13 protein-coding genes are annotated in these 13,990 nt (G+C 35.4%); 6 read left to right on the forward strand and 7 right to left on the reverse strand.

Annotated features, from left to right (window positions below; all coding sequences use genetic code 11):
• Positions 1 to 26 precede the first annotated feature (26 nt).
• The 3 genes from ABS911_RS03345 to ABS911_RS03355 all read right to left on the reverse strand — a co-directional run bounded on the left by ABS911_RS03345 (position 27) and on the right by ABS911_RS03355 (position 3,819).
• Positions 27 to 476 carry a chemotaxis protein CheW gene (locus tag ABS911_RS03345; RefSeq protein ID WP_350466299.1) on the reverse strand — a complete coding sequence of 150 codons (450 nt, stop codon included), beginning with the start codon at positions 474 to 476 and terminating at the stop codon, positions 27 to 29.
• 91 nt (positions 477 to 567) lie between these two features.
• On the reverse strand, positions 568 to 2,640 hold the full coding sequence (locus tag ABS911_RS03350; RefSeq protein WP_350466300.1) for a methyl-accepting chemotaxis protein: 2,073 nt from the start codon (positions 2,638 to 2,640) through the stop codon (positions 568 to 570).
• 267 nt (positions 2,641 to 2,907) lie between these two features.
• Entirely contained in the window at positions 2,908 to 3,819 is a 912-nt protein-coding gene (locus ABS911_RS03355; RefSeq protein WP_350466301.1) for an aldo/keto reductase, read from the reverse strand.
• A gap of 409 nt (positions 3,820 to 4,228) precedes the next feature.
• Here ABS911_RS03355 and ABS911_RS03360 point away from each other — a divergent pair, with 409 nt between their 5' ends.
• Positions 4,229 to 5,140: a nuclease-related domain-containing protein gene (locus ABS911_RS03360; RefSeq protein WP_350466302.1), complete on the forward strand. Its 912-nt coding sequence runs from the start codon at positions 4,229 to 4,231 to the stop codon at positions 5,138 to 5,140.
• A gap of 90 nt (positions 5,141 to 5,230) precedes the next feature.
• Here the strand turns inward: ABS911_RS03360 and ABS911_RS03365 are convergent, their stop codons facing one another.
• From ABS911_RS03365 to ABS911_RS03375, 3 genes are all read right to left on the reverse strand, one after another.
• Positions 5,231 to 6,637 carry a uracil-xanthine permease family protein gene (locus tag ABS911_RS03365; protein ID WP_350466303.1) on the reverse strand — a complete coding sequence of 469 codons (1,407 nt, stop codon included), beginning with the start codon at positions 6,635 to 6,637 and terminating at the stop codon, positions 5,231 to 5,233.
• 211 nt (positions 6,638 to 6,848) lie between these two features.
• A complete protein-coding gene (locus tag ABS911_RS03370) occupies positions 6,849 to 7,970 on the reverse strand; it encodes an NADH-dependent flavin oxidoreductase (protein WP_350466304.1) in 1,122 nt (373 codons plus the stop codon).
• A gap of 185 nt (positions 7,971 to 8,155) precedes the next feature.
• Positions 8,156 to 8,575, reverse strand: a complete 420-nt coding sequence (locus tag ABS911_RS03375) for an Hsp20/alpha crystallin family protein (RefSeq protein ID WP_350466305.1) — start codon at positions 8,573 to 8,575, stop codon at positions 8,156 to 8,158.
• Between the two features lie 221 nt (positions 8,576 to 8,796).
• Between ABS911_RS03375 and ABS911_RS03380 the strand changes: the two genes are divergently transcribed.
• The 5 genes from ABS911_RS03380 to ABS911_RS03400 all read left to right on the forward strand — a co-directional run bounded on the left by ABS911_RS03380 (position 8,797) and on the right by ABS911_RS03400 (position 11,581).
• Positions 8,797 to 8,973: a hypothetical protein gene (locus ABS911_RS03380; protein ID WP_350466306.1), complete on the forward strand. Its 177-nt coding sequence runs from the start codon at positions 8,797 to 8,799 to the stop codon at positions 8,971 to 8,973.
• Positions 8,974 to 9,419: 446 nt separating this feature from the next.
• On the forward strand, positions 9,420 to 9,668 hold the full coding sequence (locus tag ABS911_RS03385) for a hypothetical protein (RefSeq protein ID WP_350466307.1): 249 nt from the start codon (positions 9,420 to 9,422) through the stop codon (positions 9,666 to 9,668).
• 136 nt (positions 9,669 to 9,804) lie between these two features.
• The gene (locus ABS911_RS03390; protein ID WP_350466308.1) at positions 9,805 to 10,134 is read left to right on the forward strand and encodes a PadR family transcriptional regulator; all 330 of its coding nucleotides are present in this window, start codon (positions 9,805 to 9,807) and stop codon (positions 10,132 to 10,134) included.
• A gap of 2 nt (positions 10,135 to 10,136) precedes the next feature.
• A complete protein-coding gene (locus tag ABS911_RS03395; protein ID WP_350466309.1) occupies positions 10,137 to 11,120 on the forward strand; it encodes a permease prefix domain 1-containing protein in 984 nt (327 codons plus the stop codon).
• A gap of 182 nt (positions 11,121 to 11,302) precedes the next feature.
• The gene (locus ABS911_RS03400; protein ID WP_350466310.1) at positions 11,303 to 11,581 is read left to right on the forward strand and encodes a hypothetical protein; all 279 of its coding nucleotides are present in this window, start codon (positions 11,303 to 11,305) and stop codon (positions 11,579 to 11,581) included.
• Between the two features lie 507 nt (positions 11,582 to 12,088).
• Here ABS911_RS03400 and pepF read toward each other — a convergent pair.
• A complete protein-coding gene (gene pepF, locus ABS911_RS03405; RefSeq protein WP_350466311.1) occupies positions 12,089 to 13,900 on the reverse strand; it encodes an oligoendopeptidase F in 1,812 nt (603 codons plus the stop codon).
• Positions 13,901 to 13,990 lie beyond the last annotated feature (90 nt).

Raw genomic sequence — 13,990 nt, forward strand, 5'->3', positions numbered from 1 at the left:
CACCATTCCTCTAATTCTAACCATTTTTATCTATTCATTAAGGATACCAGTTCTTTTTCCCCTTGTTCATTAAAAATACTGTCCACGTCTAGCTGTAAGATAATGCCATCATCTGTTCGAATAAAAGCCATGACATAACTTGCAGCTTCTTGAGCTGCATTTTCTGAAATTTCACGATCTGCACTTTCAAAAGAACGAATAGTGGTTACTTTATCTACCACCAATCCAATTTTTTTCTCTTGCCAATTCACAACAATCACTTTAGTATCAGCTGTTAATTCTGTTTTATTTTGAAAGAAACGTTCTCTTAAATCAATGATTGGCAAAACAGTTTCATCATAATCTATTGCACCTAACACATACTTAGATGTATCTGGAATTCTAATTAATCCTTCAACATGTATGATTTTTTCGGTTACTTCAATTGGAATGGCAAAGCTTTGACCACCACTACTAAAAATAACAAACTTTTCCATTATTCTCTACTCCTCTAGATTTCCTCTTAATTGGTTGACGCACACTCTTCACAAGAATGCACGCCACCTAAACTATTTGTTACGTCCTGCTTTATTGTAATTTAAATTGATTCGTTTCTTCTTTTAGTTCATTTGCAATTGTTTCTAACTTAGCGATACTTGATGAGAATTCTTCCATCGTTGCTAAAATTTCTTCTGCATTTGCGGATACTTCTTGCGTCCCCGCAGAATTCTCTTCAGCTGATGCCGCAATATTTTCAATTGCCACCAATGTTTCATCTTTTTTAGCTGAAATAACGAAACCTAAATTGGCAACATTTAAAATACTTTCAACCAACTTATCCATTTGATCGGTTACTTTATTTGATGAGTCAATAGCTTCATCGATTGTTTTTGTTTGTACTTCACTTTCTGCATGTGATTGTTCGACTTTATTAACCATTTCATTTGATTTTTCTTGAATGTCTTTGATAATAGTTGCGATATTTTTTGTCGATGCATCACTTTTTTCAGCAAGCTTTCTGATTTCATTGGCAACTACCGCAAATCCTCTACCGCTTTCACCGGCACGAGCGGCTTCAATTGAAGCATTTAACGCCAATAAGTTGGTTTGCTCTGCTATTCCATCAATAACTTTAACGATTTTTTCAATGTTTTGAATATCTTCGTTTACTGCATGAATGCTCTTGCCTAACTTAGCCATAGTATCGATCGTTGTTTCCCAATTATCATGAACTTCAGACATCATTTGATTGTTTTTTCCATTGGCAATCGTTGTATCATCTGTATGTTGACCCATTTTTTGAATATTTTGATCAATTTCACCCACAGTTTTGGATAATTCTTCCATTTTCCCTACTGTATCTTCCGTGTCTTTAGTTTGGATGCTTGTAGCTTGAGCAATTCCCGTGATGGTTTCGGACACTTCTTCTGTTGCTGAAGTCGTTTGTTTAGAAATATCATTCAGTGTTTGGGTCATATCCATCAAATGATTGCTCTTTTGTTGGATGCCTCCAACCATTTGTCTAAACTGAACCATCATTTCATTGAATGCAAATGCAATTCGTCCAATTTCATCGCTCGTTTCATTTATCTCTTTCGTTTTTCTAAATGCTTTAAAGTATTTTTTATCTGGTAACATGTGTAAATCATTTCCAGTAATTTCAGTAGTTAAATCACCGGCTTCTACTCTGCTGAAGGCTTTAGTTAACGTTGCTGCAATCGTCATAACGTATCTAGATGCAAGTAAGGCACTTAAAATTGCGATAATGATTCCGATCACTAAACCAATAAGAGCGGCTCTATTTGTAGCAGCTACTTCATTAGCCATCTCATCTTCACCAACCACTCCATAAACAGTCATTCCCAGACGACTGACTTTAGCGTAATAACTTCCAATCTCTTGATTGTTGCTATCAGCATATACGTAACCGGTTTGTTCAGTTGCTTCTTTAAACAACTCACTGTCACCAATATTTGTCCCAATCTTCTTTGGATCATTAGACATCAAATAATCCCCTGTTTCAGAAAGCACAAAAAAGTGTCCGGTATTTCCATTTTTTACTGATGTTAAATAAGTATTCATTCGTGTCAAATCTAAGTCAATAGCCAAAACACCATAAAAAACTTCATCTACTATGATAGCTCTAGAAATCGTCATTGCCATACTTCCTGTAACTGCATCCCGGTAAGGTTCACTCCAAATCAGAGCTCCATTACGTTCAACCGCTCTTTGGTACCAAGTTGTTGCGCTAGCATCAAAGTCTGAAGCTAAATTTTCAACTGTTCCAAGTACTCCTTGATTTTCAGGAGCATAATAAGCATTTCCTATGTACATACTGTTATTTAAAACAAATTGTAATTCTTCTTGAACAAAAGCTTGAGCTTCTTCATCCTCAGCAACCTCTTGAAATTCGGGTTTCTCTGCTAAAGAATTAATGGTATTTTCTAATTCTTGACCAATCCAATCTAATTGTGTGGTAAATTGCGTTGATAGATTTTTTTCACTTTGCTCAACACGTTGAGATAATAAATTTTGCGTGCTGTAATAATTGATTACTAATAAAATGATAATGGGTATCGTGATCATAGCGATCAATGTAGGGATAATCATTACTCTTATACTTTTTTTCCTTGGACTCTTCTTTTTGCGCAAATTCTTCACCAATTGCTCCTCCTTATGTAAAACTTCCTTAGAACACTTTTTCCATTTTACGCGTGTTTTATATGAAGTTCTCAACACTACTTTTATTTAAACGTTTACTAAATAGCATATCGGTATTTTTTCTTCTTTCTTAAGCATTTAAATTTCTTTTTTTATTTATTCTCACGATTGTCACATCTTATTCAATTAATAAAAAAAGAACCTCTTTTGATCTTTGATCAAAAGAGGTTCTTTACGATTCAATTTGTAAAAAATCACGTTATCTTTTTAAGGCATTTCGTTTCCAGCTACTCGATAGATCTCATACCATTCATCATGAGTCATTCGCACTTCGGAAGCTTTGCTGTAGTCCGTTAATCTATCCGGAGTCATAGTCCCTACAACGGCCTGCATGTTAGCTGGGTGACGCAAGATCCAAGCAATAGCTGTAGCTGAATTAGATAAACCGTACCGTTCTCCGATTTCTTTCAACTTAGCATTTACTTCCGGATAATTCTTGTTGTCCACAAAAATATCACCACCACTTTTAATCGGTGACCAAGCTTGTATAGTCATAGCTTCCAAACGACTATAATCCAACACTCCGCCATCTCGATTGATGCCACTATCAAATTTCGTATTTACATTTATTCCAGCGTCTATCATTCCGGTGTGCATCACACTAAATTGCAATTGATTTGCAACAAGAGGTTGCTGAACATAATTTTTTAATAATTCAATTTGATAAGGATTATGGTTACTGACTCCAAAGTTACGGACTTTACCGCTTTTTTCTAATTCATCAAAAACTTCAGCGACGATTTCAGGTTCTACTAGTGCATCTGGACGGTGCAACAGCAATACATCTAAGTAATCCGTTTGCAAACGTTTAAGGATACCATCAACACTTGTGATTAAATGCTCTTTCGAAAAATCATAACTGCCTTTTCGAATCCCTACTTTAGATTGAATCAGCATTTTTTCTCGTATAGTGGAATCCATTTCGATTACTTTTCCAAATATTTCCTCAGCTTTTCCTCCACCATAGATATCCGCTAAATCAAAAAAATCAATTTCCAAATCTAACGCATTATTAATGACTTTACTAGCTTCGTCAGGTGATAGTTTACCCATCGACATGCATCCTAAGGCAATATTCGGTACCATTAACTCACTTTTCCCTAAAAACATTCTTTTCATATTCATCAACCCTCTTTCTTCTCTATAAGAAATCGTTTTCAGTATACCACTTCTACACGTTTTTTACTAAAATAAAAACGTTCAGCATTCAGATTATAATGCTGGTTTCAGAATACTCTTTTCTCTCACTAAATATCATTTAATGGCTAAGTGAAGTTATTTTTTTTGTTCACTCTTCCATGAAAAGGTTGCTAATGGATAAGTGGAGTCATTTTTTTTGCTTCAGTTGTCCATTAAATGGAGTTTCATGGATAAGTGAAGCTTCTTTTCCTCGTCATTCTTCCATGAGTACTCACTTTACAAGAAAGAAGCATTATAATGAACAAAATATCTTACAAAAAAAGCGATTTTCGCCATTTTTTTCTTATATTAAGAAAGAACTATCAAATTTAAGGAGCGTACGAAAATAATGATACTAAAAGAACGAACAAAGTCGATTACTCATCGTGTATTGGAATCTTTAAATTTTCGTATGGACTTACCAGTTGAAGAAAAGCTAAAGTATGAGAATCAAGTGAAAGGTTGGGACGGCGAAAAAAAATTCGATTTCTATATGAATCAATTTCACCAATCAGGGCTTGCACTAAATGATCTCGTTCTAAATTATAGAGACACCGTTTTTCAAATTGATTCCCTCTATATTACAAATGATTCTATTTATTTATATGAAGTAAAAAATTATGCTGGTTCCTACTTTTATAAGGAAGATTCTTTTTTCACAGAATCAGGCTATCAAATTCTTAATCCATTAAGGCAAATTGACAGAAGTGTGACCTATTTACAAAATGTGCTGCTTCGTCTAGGATATCGATTGCCCATACACCCAATTATTGTCTTTATTAATCCGGAATTCACTCTCTACTCTCTCCAGCCTAATAAACATTTTTTATTTTCTTATCAACTGCCTAAACATCTTAGTGCTCTATCCAATCAAAACTTCTCGATAAAACAGGAACATTCGAATCTAGCGAATAAACTTAAAAAGTTACATAATGAAGATTATCGTCCCGATAATCTACCTACCTATCAATTAGGGCAACTGAAGAAAGGTATTTTGTGCTCTATTTGCTTTTCGCTTAGTCATACAGATACTAGACAAAATTACCTTTGTACTGCATGCGGACACAAAGAAACCATTACAACCGCAATTGAGCGAAGTATAAAAGAATATAAACTGCTCTTTCCTGATAATTTAATGACAACAAGTCAGATTTACGAATGGTGTGGAAAAAACTATTCCAGAAAACGAATTCGAATGGTTTTAAAATTAAATTATCAGAGTCATTTATCTCGTAAAATGACTTATTATAGTGATAACTAACTTTCATTCCAGTAAAGAGTGGCATCCCCCTACAACAAAAAAAACGTTCATCACCTATAACCTAGAGTGATGAACGTTTTGCTTTTTCTATTAAGCTTCTTGCGGTTCCATTGCTGGAGTTTCTTTTAAAATAATATTTAATACTAACGTGACAATTGTTCCAGCTGAGATACCTGATGAAAACAATCCGCCAAGAATTCCAGGCAATCCAGCCACCACTTCAGGACGAAAAGCTACACCAAGTCCAACTCCTAAACCTGCAGCGACAATAATCAAATTGCGGTTGTCAAAATTCACACGTGACAACGACTTAACACCAGATGCTGCTACATTTCCGAACATTAAGACTCCTGCTCCACCTAATACAGCCATTGGCATAATAGAAACCAATGTTGCAAATTTTGGCAGGAAACTCATTGCCATTAAGAGAACACCAGCAGTAATCGCAACAGAACGAGAAGCATTACGGGTCAAGGGAATCAATCCAGCATTTTGACTAAAAGTAGCTACTGGGCCAGATCCCATCGCAGGTCCAATAAATGAACCGACACCATCAGCACGGACACCATTTGCAATATCATCATCAGTTAATTTCGTTTCTGTTACTTCTCCAATTGTTTGCATCACACCCACTGTTTCGATAACCGTTACTAAGTAACCAGAAATAAATGGAATCGCAAATTTTAAATCAAAATTAACACCATATTTAAATAATTGTGGCATAGCGAACCAATTGGCTTGAGCTACTTGGTTAAAGTCTACCATTCCAAGCGGGATACACATGATATAGCCAGCTACAATACCAATCAGTACAGCAGCAGGTCCAATTTTGACGCTGCCATAGTGATTCAATACAACGATCAATAAAAATACAATCGTAGCAATTGCTAAATTAAGGGGCGATCCGTAATTGGCTGCACCAACTCCACCAGCCACCCAGTCGAATGCTACAGGCATCAACGTTAATCCCATCAGTGAAATAACGGTACCTGTAACAACAGGAGGGAAAAATTTCATTAGCGGTTTAATAAAATAACTCAAGATAATTTCTAAAACGGCGCCCATCATAGTTCCACCGAAATAACCGGCAATGCCTCCGCCCATTGTGTTGATGACCGCATTTGCAGGACCAACAAATCCAAAATCGGTTCCCATAATCGTTGGAAGACCGGCTCCTACACGAAACCATTTTGGTCCAAATCCTTTAGATTGAATGATTGAAACAACACCAGAACCCAATAAAGCTGCACTGATCATATAAGAAGTATCGGCAATTCCAAATCCTGCCATACCGGAAATAACCAAAGGAACAGCAACAATTCCACCAAAAGCAGTTAGTATATTTTGAAAACCTAAAAGTGTCATCAAGAGGAATCCTGGTTTATCGTCTACTTGATAAATCAGATTTGATTCGAGTTTTGGTGTGACCTTTGCCTTCTTCCCTTCTCTTTTCGGTAATACAATTGTTCCTGCTGGTTGTTTCATTCTTTCTTCCAAAATAACCCTCCTATTAAATACGAACATTTATTTTTTAAATTTAATTATACTTCGTTTATTGATGATTCATTTGTAGTATAACCTCAAATTAATATGATGTAAAGACTTAAAAGCGAATTATTTCATATTTATCTAATTACTAATGTTCGTGTTTTAATAAAAAAGACCTTTCACTTAAGTGAAAAGTCTTTTTGGTGATTTATTGAAATTATTAATCCACGATTGGGAACCAACCAGGTCTGCTTTCGATATACTCCCACATGGCATCTGGCAGAGTGAGATCTTCACGGTATTCAGGTTTGATTTTTTTACGGATAGCAGTTTCATTTCCTAACTTCACTTTTTGAATCCAATCCGGTTCAACAACTAACTCTCGGCCAATCGCCACAAGTGGTACACCTAATGCCATTGTTTCCACAGCATCATCTGGCGTTATAATTGAGCCGACTCCAATAATAGGAAAATCACTACCTACATGTTCTTGGATACGTTGGACTACGGGTGTCGTTTCATACAGATCACGAACCGAACCTTGCGTCCATTTGTTTGTCGATACATGAATGTAATCCAATCCTTGTCCTTTTAACTTAGCTACTAACTGCAAAGTATCTTCTATCGTGATTCCAGGTTCTTTTATTTCTTCAGGAGAAATACGATAGCCAAAAATAAAGGGCTTCTTAGCATAGGTTTGAATCGCTTCTTTTGCCGCTTGGACAACAGCTAAAGGGAAGTTCATTCGTTTTTCAAGCGATCCACCCCAGTGATCTTCTCTTTGATTAGAATGTGGAGAGAAAAATTGTTGAATCAAATAATTATTTGCTCCATGCAATTCGATTCCATCAAACCCAGCTTGAATGGCTCTTCTAGTCGCTTGTCCAAAAGCATCGACTAATTCGCGTACTTCTTTATCTGTTAATGCTCTAGGAACTTCGGCTCCTTCAACATCAAGTGGGATAGCACTTGCACTGACCGGCTGCTCACCTCTTAACGTTCGTTTTGATCCAAGTCTTCCTACATGAAAAATTTGTAAGATAGCTTTGGGACCTTCATCTTGAATCGTTTTCGCTAATCCCGCAAGACTGTCGATCCGGTTATCAGATGCTGCACTTAATGACCCAGCAAAGCGTCCGTTTTCCATGACTTGAGCACACGAAGTCACAACAGCGCCAAGGCCAGCTACACGTCTTTTATAATAATCTTTTTCATCAGTCGTGACCATGCCATTCTCAAATGAAGAATTCGTCGTCATTGGTGCCATAAAAAGGCGGTTGTCAACTTTAACTCCTGATGCAAATGTAAAAGGTTCAAACAGTGGATCGTATTTTGGTTTCATAAACTTTCTCCTACTTCTTCATTAAATTATTTTTAAGCAACTAACATCATTCTTCTAATGGTAAAAGAACAGCCATCTTTTTTCAATTATTTTTACTTACAATTTGTAAAAAAGTCCACATGTATATGTAAAAAAGAGTAACCGAGAAACCTCCTCTCAACTACTCTTAATATTTTAGTACTTATTTATTGAATTTCAATTTGTTTAGGAGTTGTTTCGTCTGAATTTTTTTTAGGTAAAGTAACCGTTAAAACTCCATTTTCAAACGATGCAGCAATATCTTCTTCTTTGACGTTTTTTAAAAGAAATTGACGGCTGAAGGATTTAGTTGAACGCTCTCTGCGAATGTAATTGCCTTTATCATCTTTTTCATCTTTGCTTTCTTCTTGAGTTGCGCCAATGGACAATACATTGTCTTCATACTTTAATTGAATAGAATCTTTAGACATACCTGGTAACTCAGCCTCTACAATATAAGCCTGTTCTTCCTCACGAATGTCTACATTAAAGTTCGATGTACTTTCTAACAAGTGATCAAAAGAGTCTTCGAAAAAGTTTCTGCCAAAATTCATGAAATCACGTCCTACTGGAAATAAATTACTCACAAATCTCTCCTTCTTTCTTTTTTTAGACTTTTGAACAAGTTCTAACCTTGCTCACGTTTAGTATAGTCAAATCCACTACCATCGTCAAAGAAGTACCATTATTTTGGTCTTTTTTATTTTCCTTAACTCATTTTTTTATTGCCATCGCATTCGTATTATTATTTCCCCTCACCTTTTTTTGTTATACTAATTAGACAAATACGGTAATGGAGGTATGCGCTATGTTTAATCTTTTAGGAAAAATTTTATTAATTGTTGGTATCATTATCATCATTTTTGGTTATTTTGGACCTGTTAAGTCTGGCGACCCAATTATTGGAACACTATTTATTGTAGTTGGCATAGTCGTTGCAGCTTTAGCTTTTGTCTTTGGCCGAAACTTACCACCTAGAGTTTAGTCGATCTAACCAACAAAAGAATGGCGCCAAAATTAATGTTTCTATTATATTTGAACAAGCAAGATGGATTAATCTATTAAAGATTGATCTATCTTTTTTCGTGCAGTCAATTACATATGTATACTTTATTAATCGGCTCAGCTTAAAAAAATTAAGGGTCTTCTTACATTTATTCTCTATATCCTAAATAAATGAATTGTTTAGCATTAGTTGTGTATAAATTTAATCTTATATTTTAAACTTTCATTAATTTGTCAACTTCTATCTAGGCATAACAAAGGTTATGGTGTACGCTTACATCATGTTAGAGAATACAAATAAAAATTTTAGCGGAAGAAAGGATTTTGACAATGCATCCTATTTATAATTTATATTGGTCCTCATTTCAAAATATTTTTATATTTTTAAGCATTACCTTAACATTGTTATTGGTGACCTCCTTCTTGATGAATAAAGGAAAGGAAACTTCAATAAAAAATTTACTGTTGTTATGGATTTCTTCATTGACCACCTTTATAACCGTTATTTTCGCTTCTTTTTTCTCTGGTATTTTGTATGATGAGTTAAATATTCCCACAGATAACTTAATCCTTTTTTTAATGGGGTATTCGACAATCATCTTTTTCTTTCATACAGGAACCGTTATCTTAAACATCTTTCGTTCTAAAAAAACAGTAAACATATCTAGCAATTAATTTTTAAAGAGATTGGCTTTCTATCAGCCATCTCTTTTTTTATTTGCCCATTCCGATCAAATTACTTTACCTGTCGTAGTAAAAAAGGTATACTTTAATTACTGCGATAGATGAAGTAAAAAAACGGGGTGATGATGTGATATCAAGTGATGTCATGCGAGGATTTAATAGTTTAATTCTATTGTCTATTTTGATGAAAGAAGACTCTTATGGCTATCAAATTTCAAATACAATCAAAGAAATAACAGCTGGAAAATACATTATGAAAGAAACCACTCTTTATTCTGCATTTAACCGGTTAGAAAAAAGTGCTCTTATTCAATCTTATTCTAGTACCGAAACTAATGGAAAACCGCGAACCTACTACCGAATTACAGAATTAGGTAAGAAAACGTATAGCGATAAAGTAAGCGAATGGCTGGATACAAAAAATGTGATGGATAGATTTATTGAGGAGGAATCGTAAAAATGGATACAATTAAAAGTTATGTCGAATCAGTTTTTGTTCAATTGCCACGCACTCCCGAAATGCAGCAACTTAAAGAAGATATGCTTACCAATATGGAAGATAAATACCTTCAGTTAAAATCAGAAGGTAACAGTGAAAACGAAGCGATTGGAACAGTTCTCGCTGAATTTGGCAATATCGATGAAATCATCGAAGAGTACAACTTAGAGAATGAATCGGAAGAAATTGACAAGGACTCTGTCTATTTATCAGAGGCAGAAGTTGAGGACTTTATGCAGCATCGAACAAAATTTGGAATGGGAATTGCGACAGGAGTTGCTCTTTGTATTCTCGCTCCAGCTGTGATGCTCTTATTCAATGAACTAGCAAACTTCTTTTCCTTTAGTTCTCCCGCAAATATGGAAGGCATAGACCTCTTATCGATTATTCCACTTTTTATTTTCATCGCTATTGCTGTTGGAATTTTTATTATCTTCGGTTTAAAAGAAGAACAATATAATCTTGATAAAATGGTAGTTATTCTTGATCCATCTACACGTATCCACTTAGATCGAGAAATGCAGGAGTTCAAACCTAGTTTTGCAAAAGCAATTGCAGCAGGAGTTATCTTATGTATCTTAGCCCCTATCTCTTTATTGCTCGCAATTGTTCTTCTGGGAGATGATAACGCATGGTCAGTTATCTTTCTTCTAGGTTTTGTATCCGTTGGTGTTTTCTTGTTTGTCTTCTATGGTGTTTTGTACTCCACCTATGAAAAACTTCTTTCGCTAGGAGACTATAGACCTGAAAAAGTTATTGCAAGTAAATTGACGGATACCATTGCAGGTGTCGTATTTCCAATAGCCACAGCCGTTTATCTACTTTTAGGTTTTATCTACGATGCTTGGGGAACAGCTTGGATCATTTTTCCAATAACCGGTATTCTATTTGCCGCATTTTCTTCCTTATACCAAGGTCTCATTAAGACAAAACGAAAAAAATAATGTTCTAAGACCTCTACTCTAATCCGAGTGGAGGTCTTTTTTTCTATCTATAATGATTCCAACTACTTCATGACTATTCTTACAAAAATAAGTCTTCTTCTAAGAAACTATTGTGAAGCGGATTCTCAAATTGTATACTTAAGTTTATCGATAGTTCATAAAAAAGACTGGAGTTCAAACTTATGTATAACACTAAAAAAAACACCACCAAATGGCCAACGTTTTTAATTTTGATTTCTTTCATCTTAACGATCGTCTCTATTTTTATTCAAAATCAATTTTCATTATTTAGCTTCCCAATTTTTCTTGGCGTGCTGATTGTCGCAGTTTTATTAAACACGCTATCATTAGTATTGGCATCAAAATCTAGAAGCCAAGCTTATACAATTCTTTTATTTATCCTTAATGTGCTGATCATTGCTTTTATAGCTTTTACAATCTATACACTTTTAATTGCTTAGATCAATTGAAGCAATATTCCTAAAATCTTCACATTTTCTTTCATTCGTCATCATAAAATAAGACAAAAAGAGCATTATTTTTTCACATCCAATAGTTATACTATAGACATACCAAACCTTTAAACCTTTTCTTTTCTCTTCTATTTATTTACCCCCATAAATAAATAGGTATACCCCCTTTTCAAGCCTTTGCGTTAATAGCAAAGGCTTTTTTTATTTAGTTTATCTTTTCATGGACAAGTACACTCTTTTTCTAGCTTCACTCTTTCATGAAACCTCCTTTGATGGATCAGTGACGATCTTTTTTTGTGTCACTCCTCCATGAAGAGCAGTTTCATGGACAAGTGACACCTTTTTTCTACTCCACTCTTCCGTTAACGGTCATTCCTAGGAAGAGTGGCGCGAAACTACAAGAAAAACAGATAAAAAAACACATTCTAAATCCTGATGAATGAGATCATCAAAATTAAGAATGTGTTTTCTTCTAAACAGTTCCCTTAGCTATCTTTAAATGGTTATCTCTTTACTCAAATTAATAATCGTATCCACGGATTCATCTAAATACTGAATCGTATCTGATAATGGTTTATCAGTAGTGATATCCACACCTGCCATTTTAGCAGCTGGTGCTGGGCGATACTGATCTCCAAGTGCTAAAAACTCCAACCATTCGTTTACTGCTGGTTGTCCTTCTTCTTTAATTCGTAAGAAGGCTTGAGTTGCAATCGTTAGCCCTGCAGAATACGTGTAAGAATATAATCCCATGTAGTAATGACTTTGGCGCATCCAGGTTAATTCTGCCCCAGGATTGATTTCAACAGCATCTCCCCAGAATCGGTTCAAGACAGAACGTTTGATTTCACTTAATTTAGCAGCATCAAAACTTTTGCCTTCATCAATCAATTGGTAAACTTCACGTTGATAAGCTGCTTCCAATAAATGAGTGATAAAGTTATGGAAGTAAGTATTTGAGATCATATTTGATAATGCATAACGTTTTTCACGCGGGTCTTCGCTTTTGCGTTGTAACGATTCAGTCAACAATAATTCATTAAATGTCGATGGTGCTTCTATCAAATAAAGAGACGGTTCTGACCCCAAAATGCTGTTGTTTTCAGCAGAAAGGATTCCTTGTCCAGCATGTCCTATTTCATGGATGAATGTGTAAACATCTGATAGTTGATTGTTCCATGACATTAAGATATACGGATGCTTACCATATGGAGAAGTACAGAATCCACCGGTTGATTTCCCTTTATTTTGAACAAAGTCTACCCAACGTTCTGGATAAGCTTTCATAACAAGGTCAACATAATCTTGTCCTAAAACACTCAAGGCATCTGCCACAACTTCTTTTGACTGTTCTACTGTGATCGTTGACGAATAATCAGCATCTAAATCAATTTTCAAGTCGGCGTAAGTCATCTTATCCAACCCATTAATTTCTTTAACGTGGGTAATGTATTTTTGCATAACTGGAGCTAAGTCATTCATAATGCGATCGATTTGACGATTGTATAATTCACGGTCGACTTCTTGATCGTACAAAAGATAGTCAATAACAGAATCGAAACCACGCATCGTAGCAAGTGTTTTTTCTTTTTGCACTTGCGTGTAATAAGCAGCTGCCACAACATTTTGATAATCACTCAGGACTGCTGAAAATTGGTCAAATGCAGCACGTCGTATAGCTGTATCCGCATGGTACATATAGTGATCTTCGTACAAAACAAAACTAAGTGGGTATTCTTTTCCTGCTACACTAAACGTCCCAAAATCCATGTCTGCCAAACGAGCTTGTTCATAAATGGCTTCAGGCGCTCCAATAACAGGCGAAAGTTGTGCTAGTGCTTTTTCGACTTTAGGGTCCAACTGAATCGACTTATCTTCTTTAATGTGACGGATAAAAGAAGCAAATTGTGGCTCTTCTGTTTCGACTTGGTCTAAGACAGCTGTATCTACTGCTTTTAATTCTGAATCAAAAAAAGATAACTGTGCGCCTACTTCTGCTAACACATTGTCCATTGAACGAGACAATTCAGTATTTGCAGGATTTGTTAAATCAGTCGTGGCTGGTAAAAAGGCATAATGATTCGTCCAGTCAGCGATTTGCATAATAGCCTCATATTCTTTTAAAGCCGCACGAATGTTTTGGGCATTCGTTAATTTGCCTTCATAAGTTGTGCTGAACTGTGCAACAGTCGTTTTTAACTCTGCTACTGCTGTTTCGAATGCTTCTTTCGTTGGGTATAAACCTGTAAGATCCCAGGTCAATGCTTCAGAGACTTCTGCTCTATTTTTCAATTCTTCTTGTGCCATTTTATCGCGCTCCTTCATCCACTACTTTATTTACTTCGTTTAATAGAATTACCCATCTAGTATAACACTACTAATTTATCGGTTGCCAAA

The sequence above is a fragment of the Carnobacterium sp. genome (assembly GCF_040274425.1).

Coding starts and splice junctions, on each gene's coding strand:
- ABS911_RS03345 (WP_350466299.1), bottom strand. CDS start 476: ATGGAAAAGTTTGTTATTTTTAGTAGTGGTGGTCAAAGCTTTGCCATT.
- ABS911_RS03355 (WP_350466301.1), bottom strand. CDS start 3,819: ATGAAAAGAATGTTTTTAGGGAAAAGTGAGTTAATGGTACCGAATATT.
- ABS911_RS03360 (WP_350466302.1), top strand. CDS start 4,229: ATGATACTAAAAGAACGAACAAAGTCGATTACTCATCGTGTATTGGAA.
- ABS911_RS03370 (WP_350466304.1), bottom strand. CDS start 7,970: ATGAAACCAAAATACGATCCACTGTTTGAACCTTTTACATTTGCATCA.
- ABS911_RS03380 (WP_350466306.1), top strand. CDS start 8,797: ATGTTTAATCTTTTAGGAAAAATTTTATTAATTGTTGGTATCATTATC.
- ABS911_RS03385 (WP_350466307.1), top strand. CDS start 9,420: ATGAATAAAGGAAAGGAAACTTCAATAAAAAATTTACTGTTGTTATGG.
- ABS911_RS03395 (WP_350466309.1), top strand. CDS start 10,137: ATGGATACAATTAAAAGTTATGTCGAATCAGTTTTTGTTCAATTGCCA.
- ABS911_RS03400 (WP_350466310.1), top strand. CDS start 11,303: ATGTATAACACTAAAAAAAACACCACCAAATGGCCAACGTTTTTAATT.
- pepF (WP_350466311.1), bottom strand. CDS start 13,900: ATGGCACAAGAAGAATTGAAAAATAGAGCAGAAGTCTCTGAAGCATTG.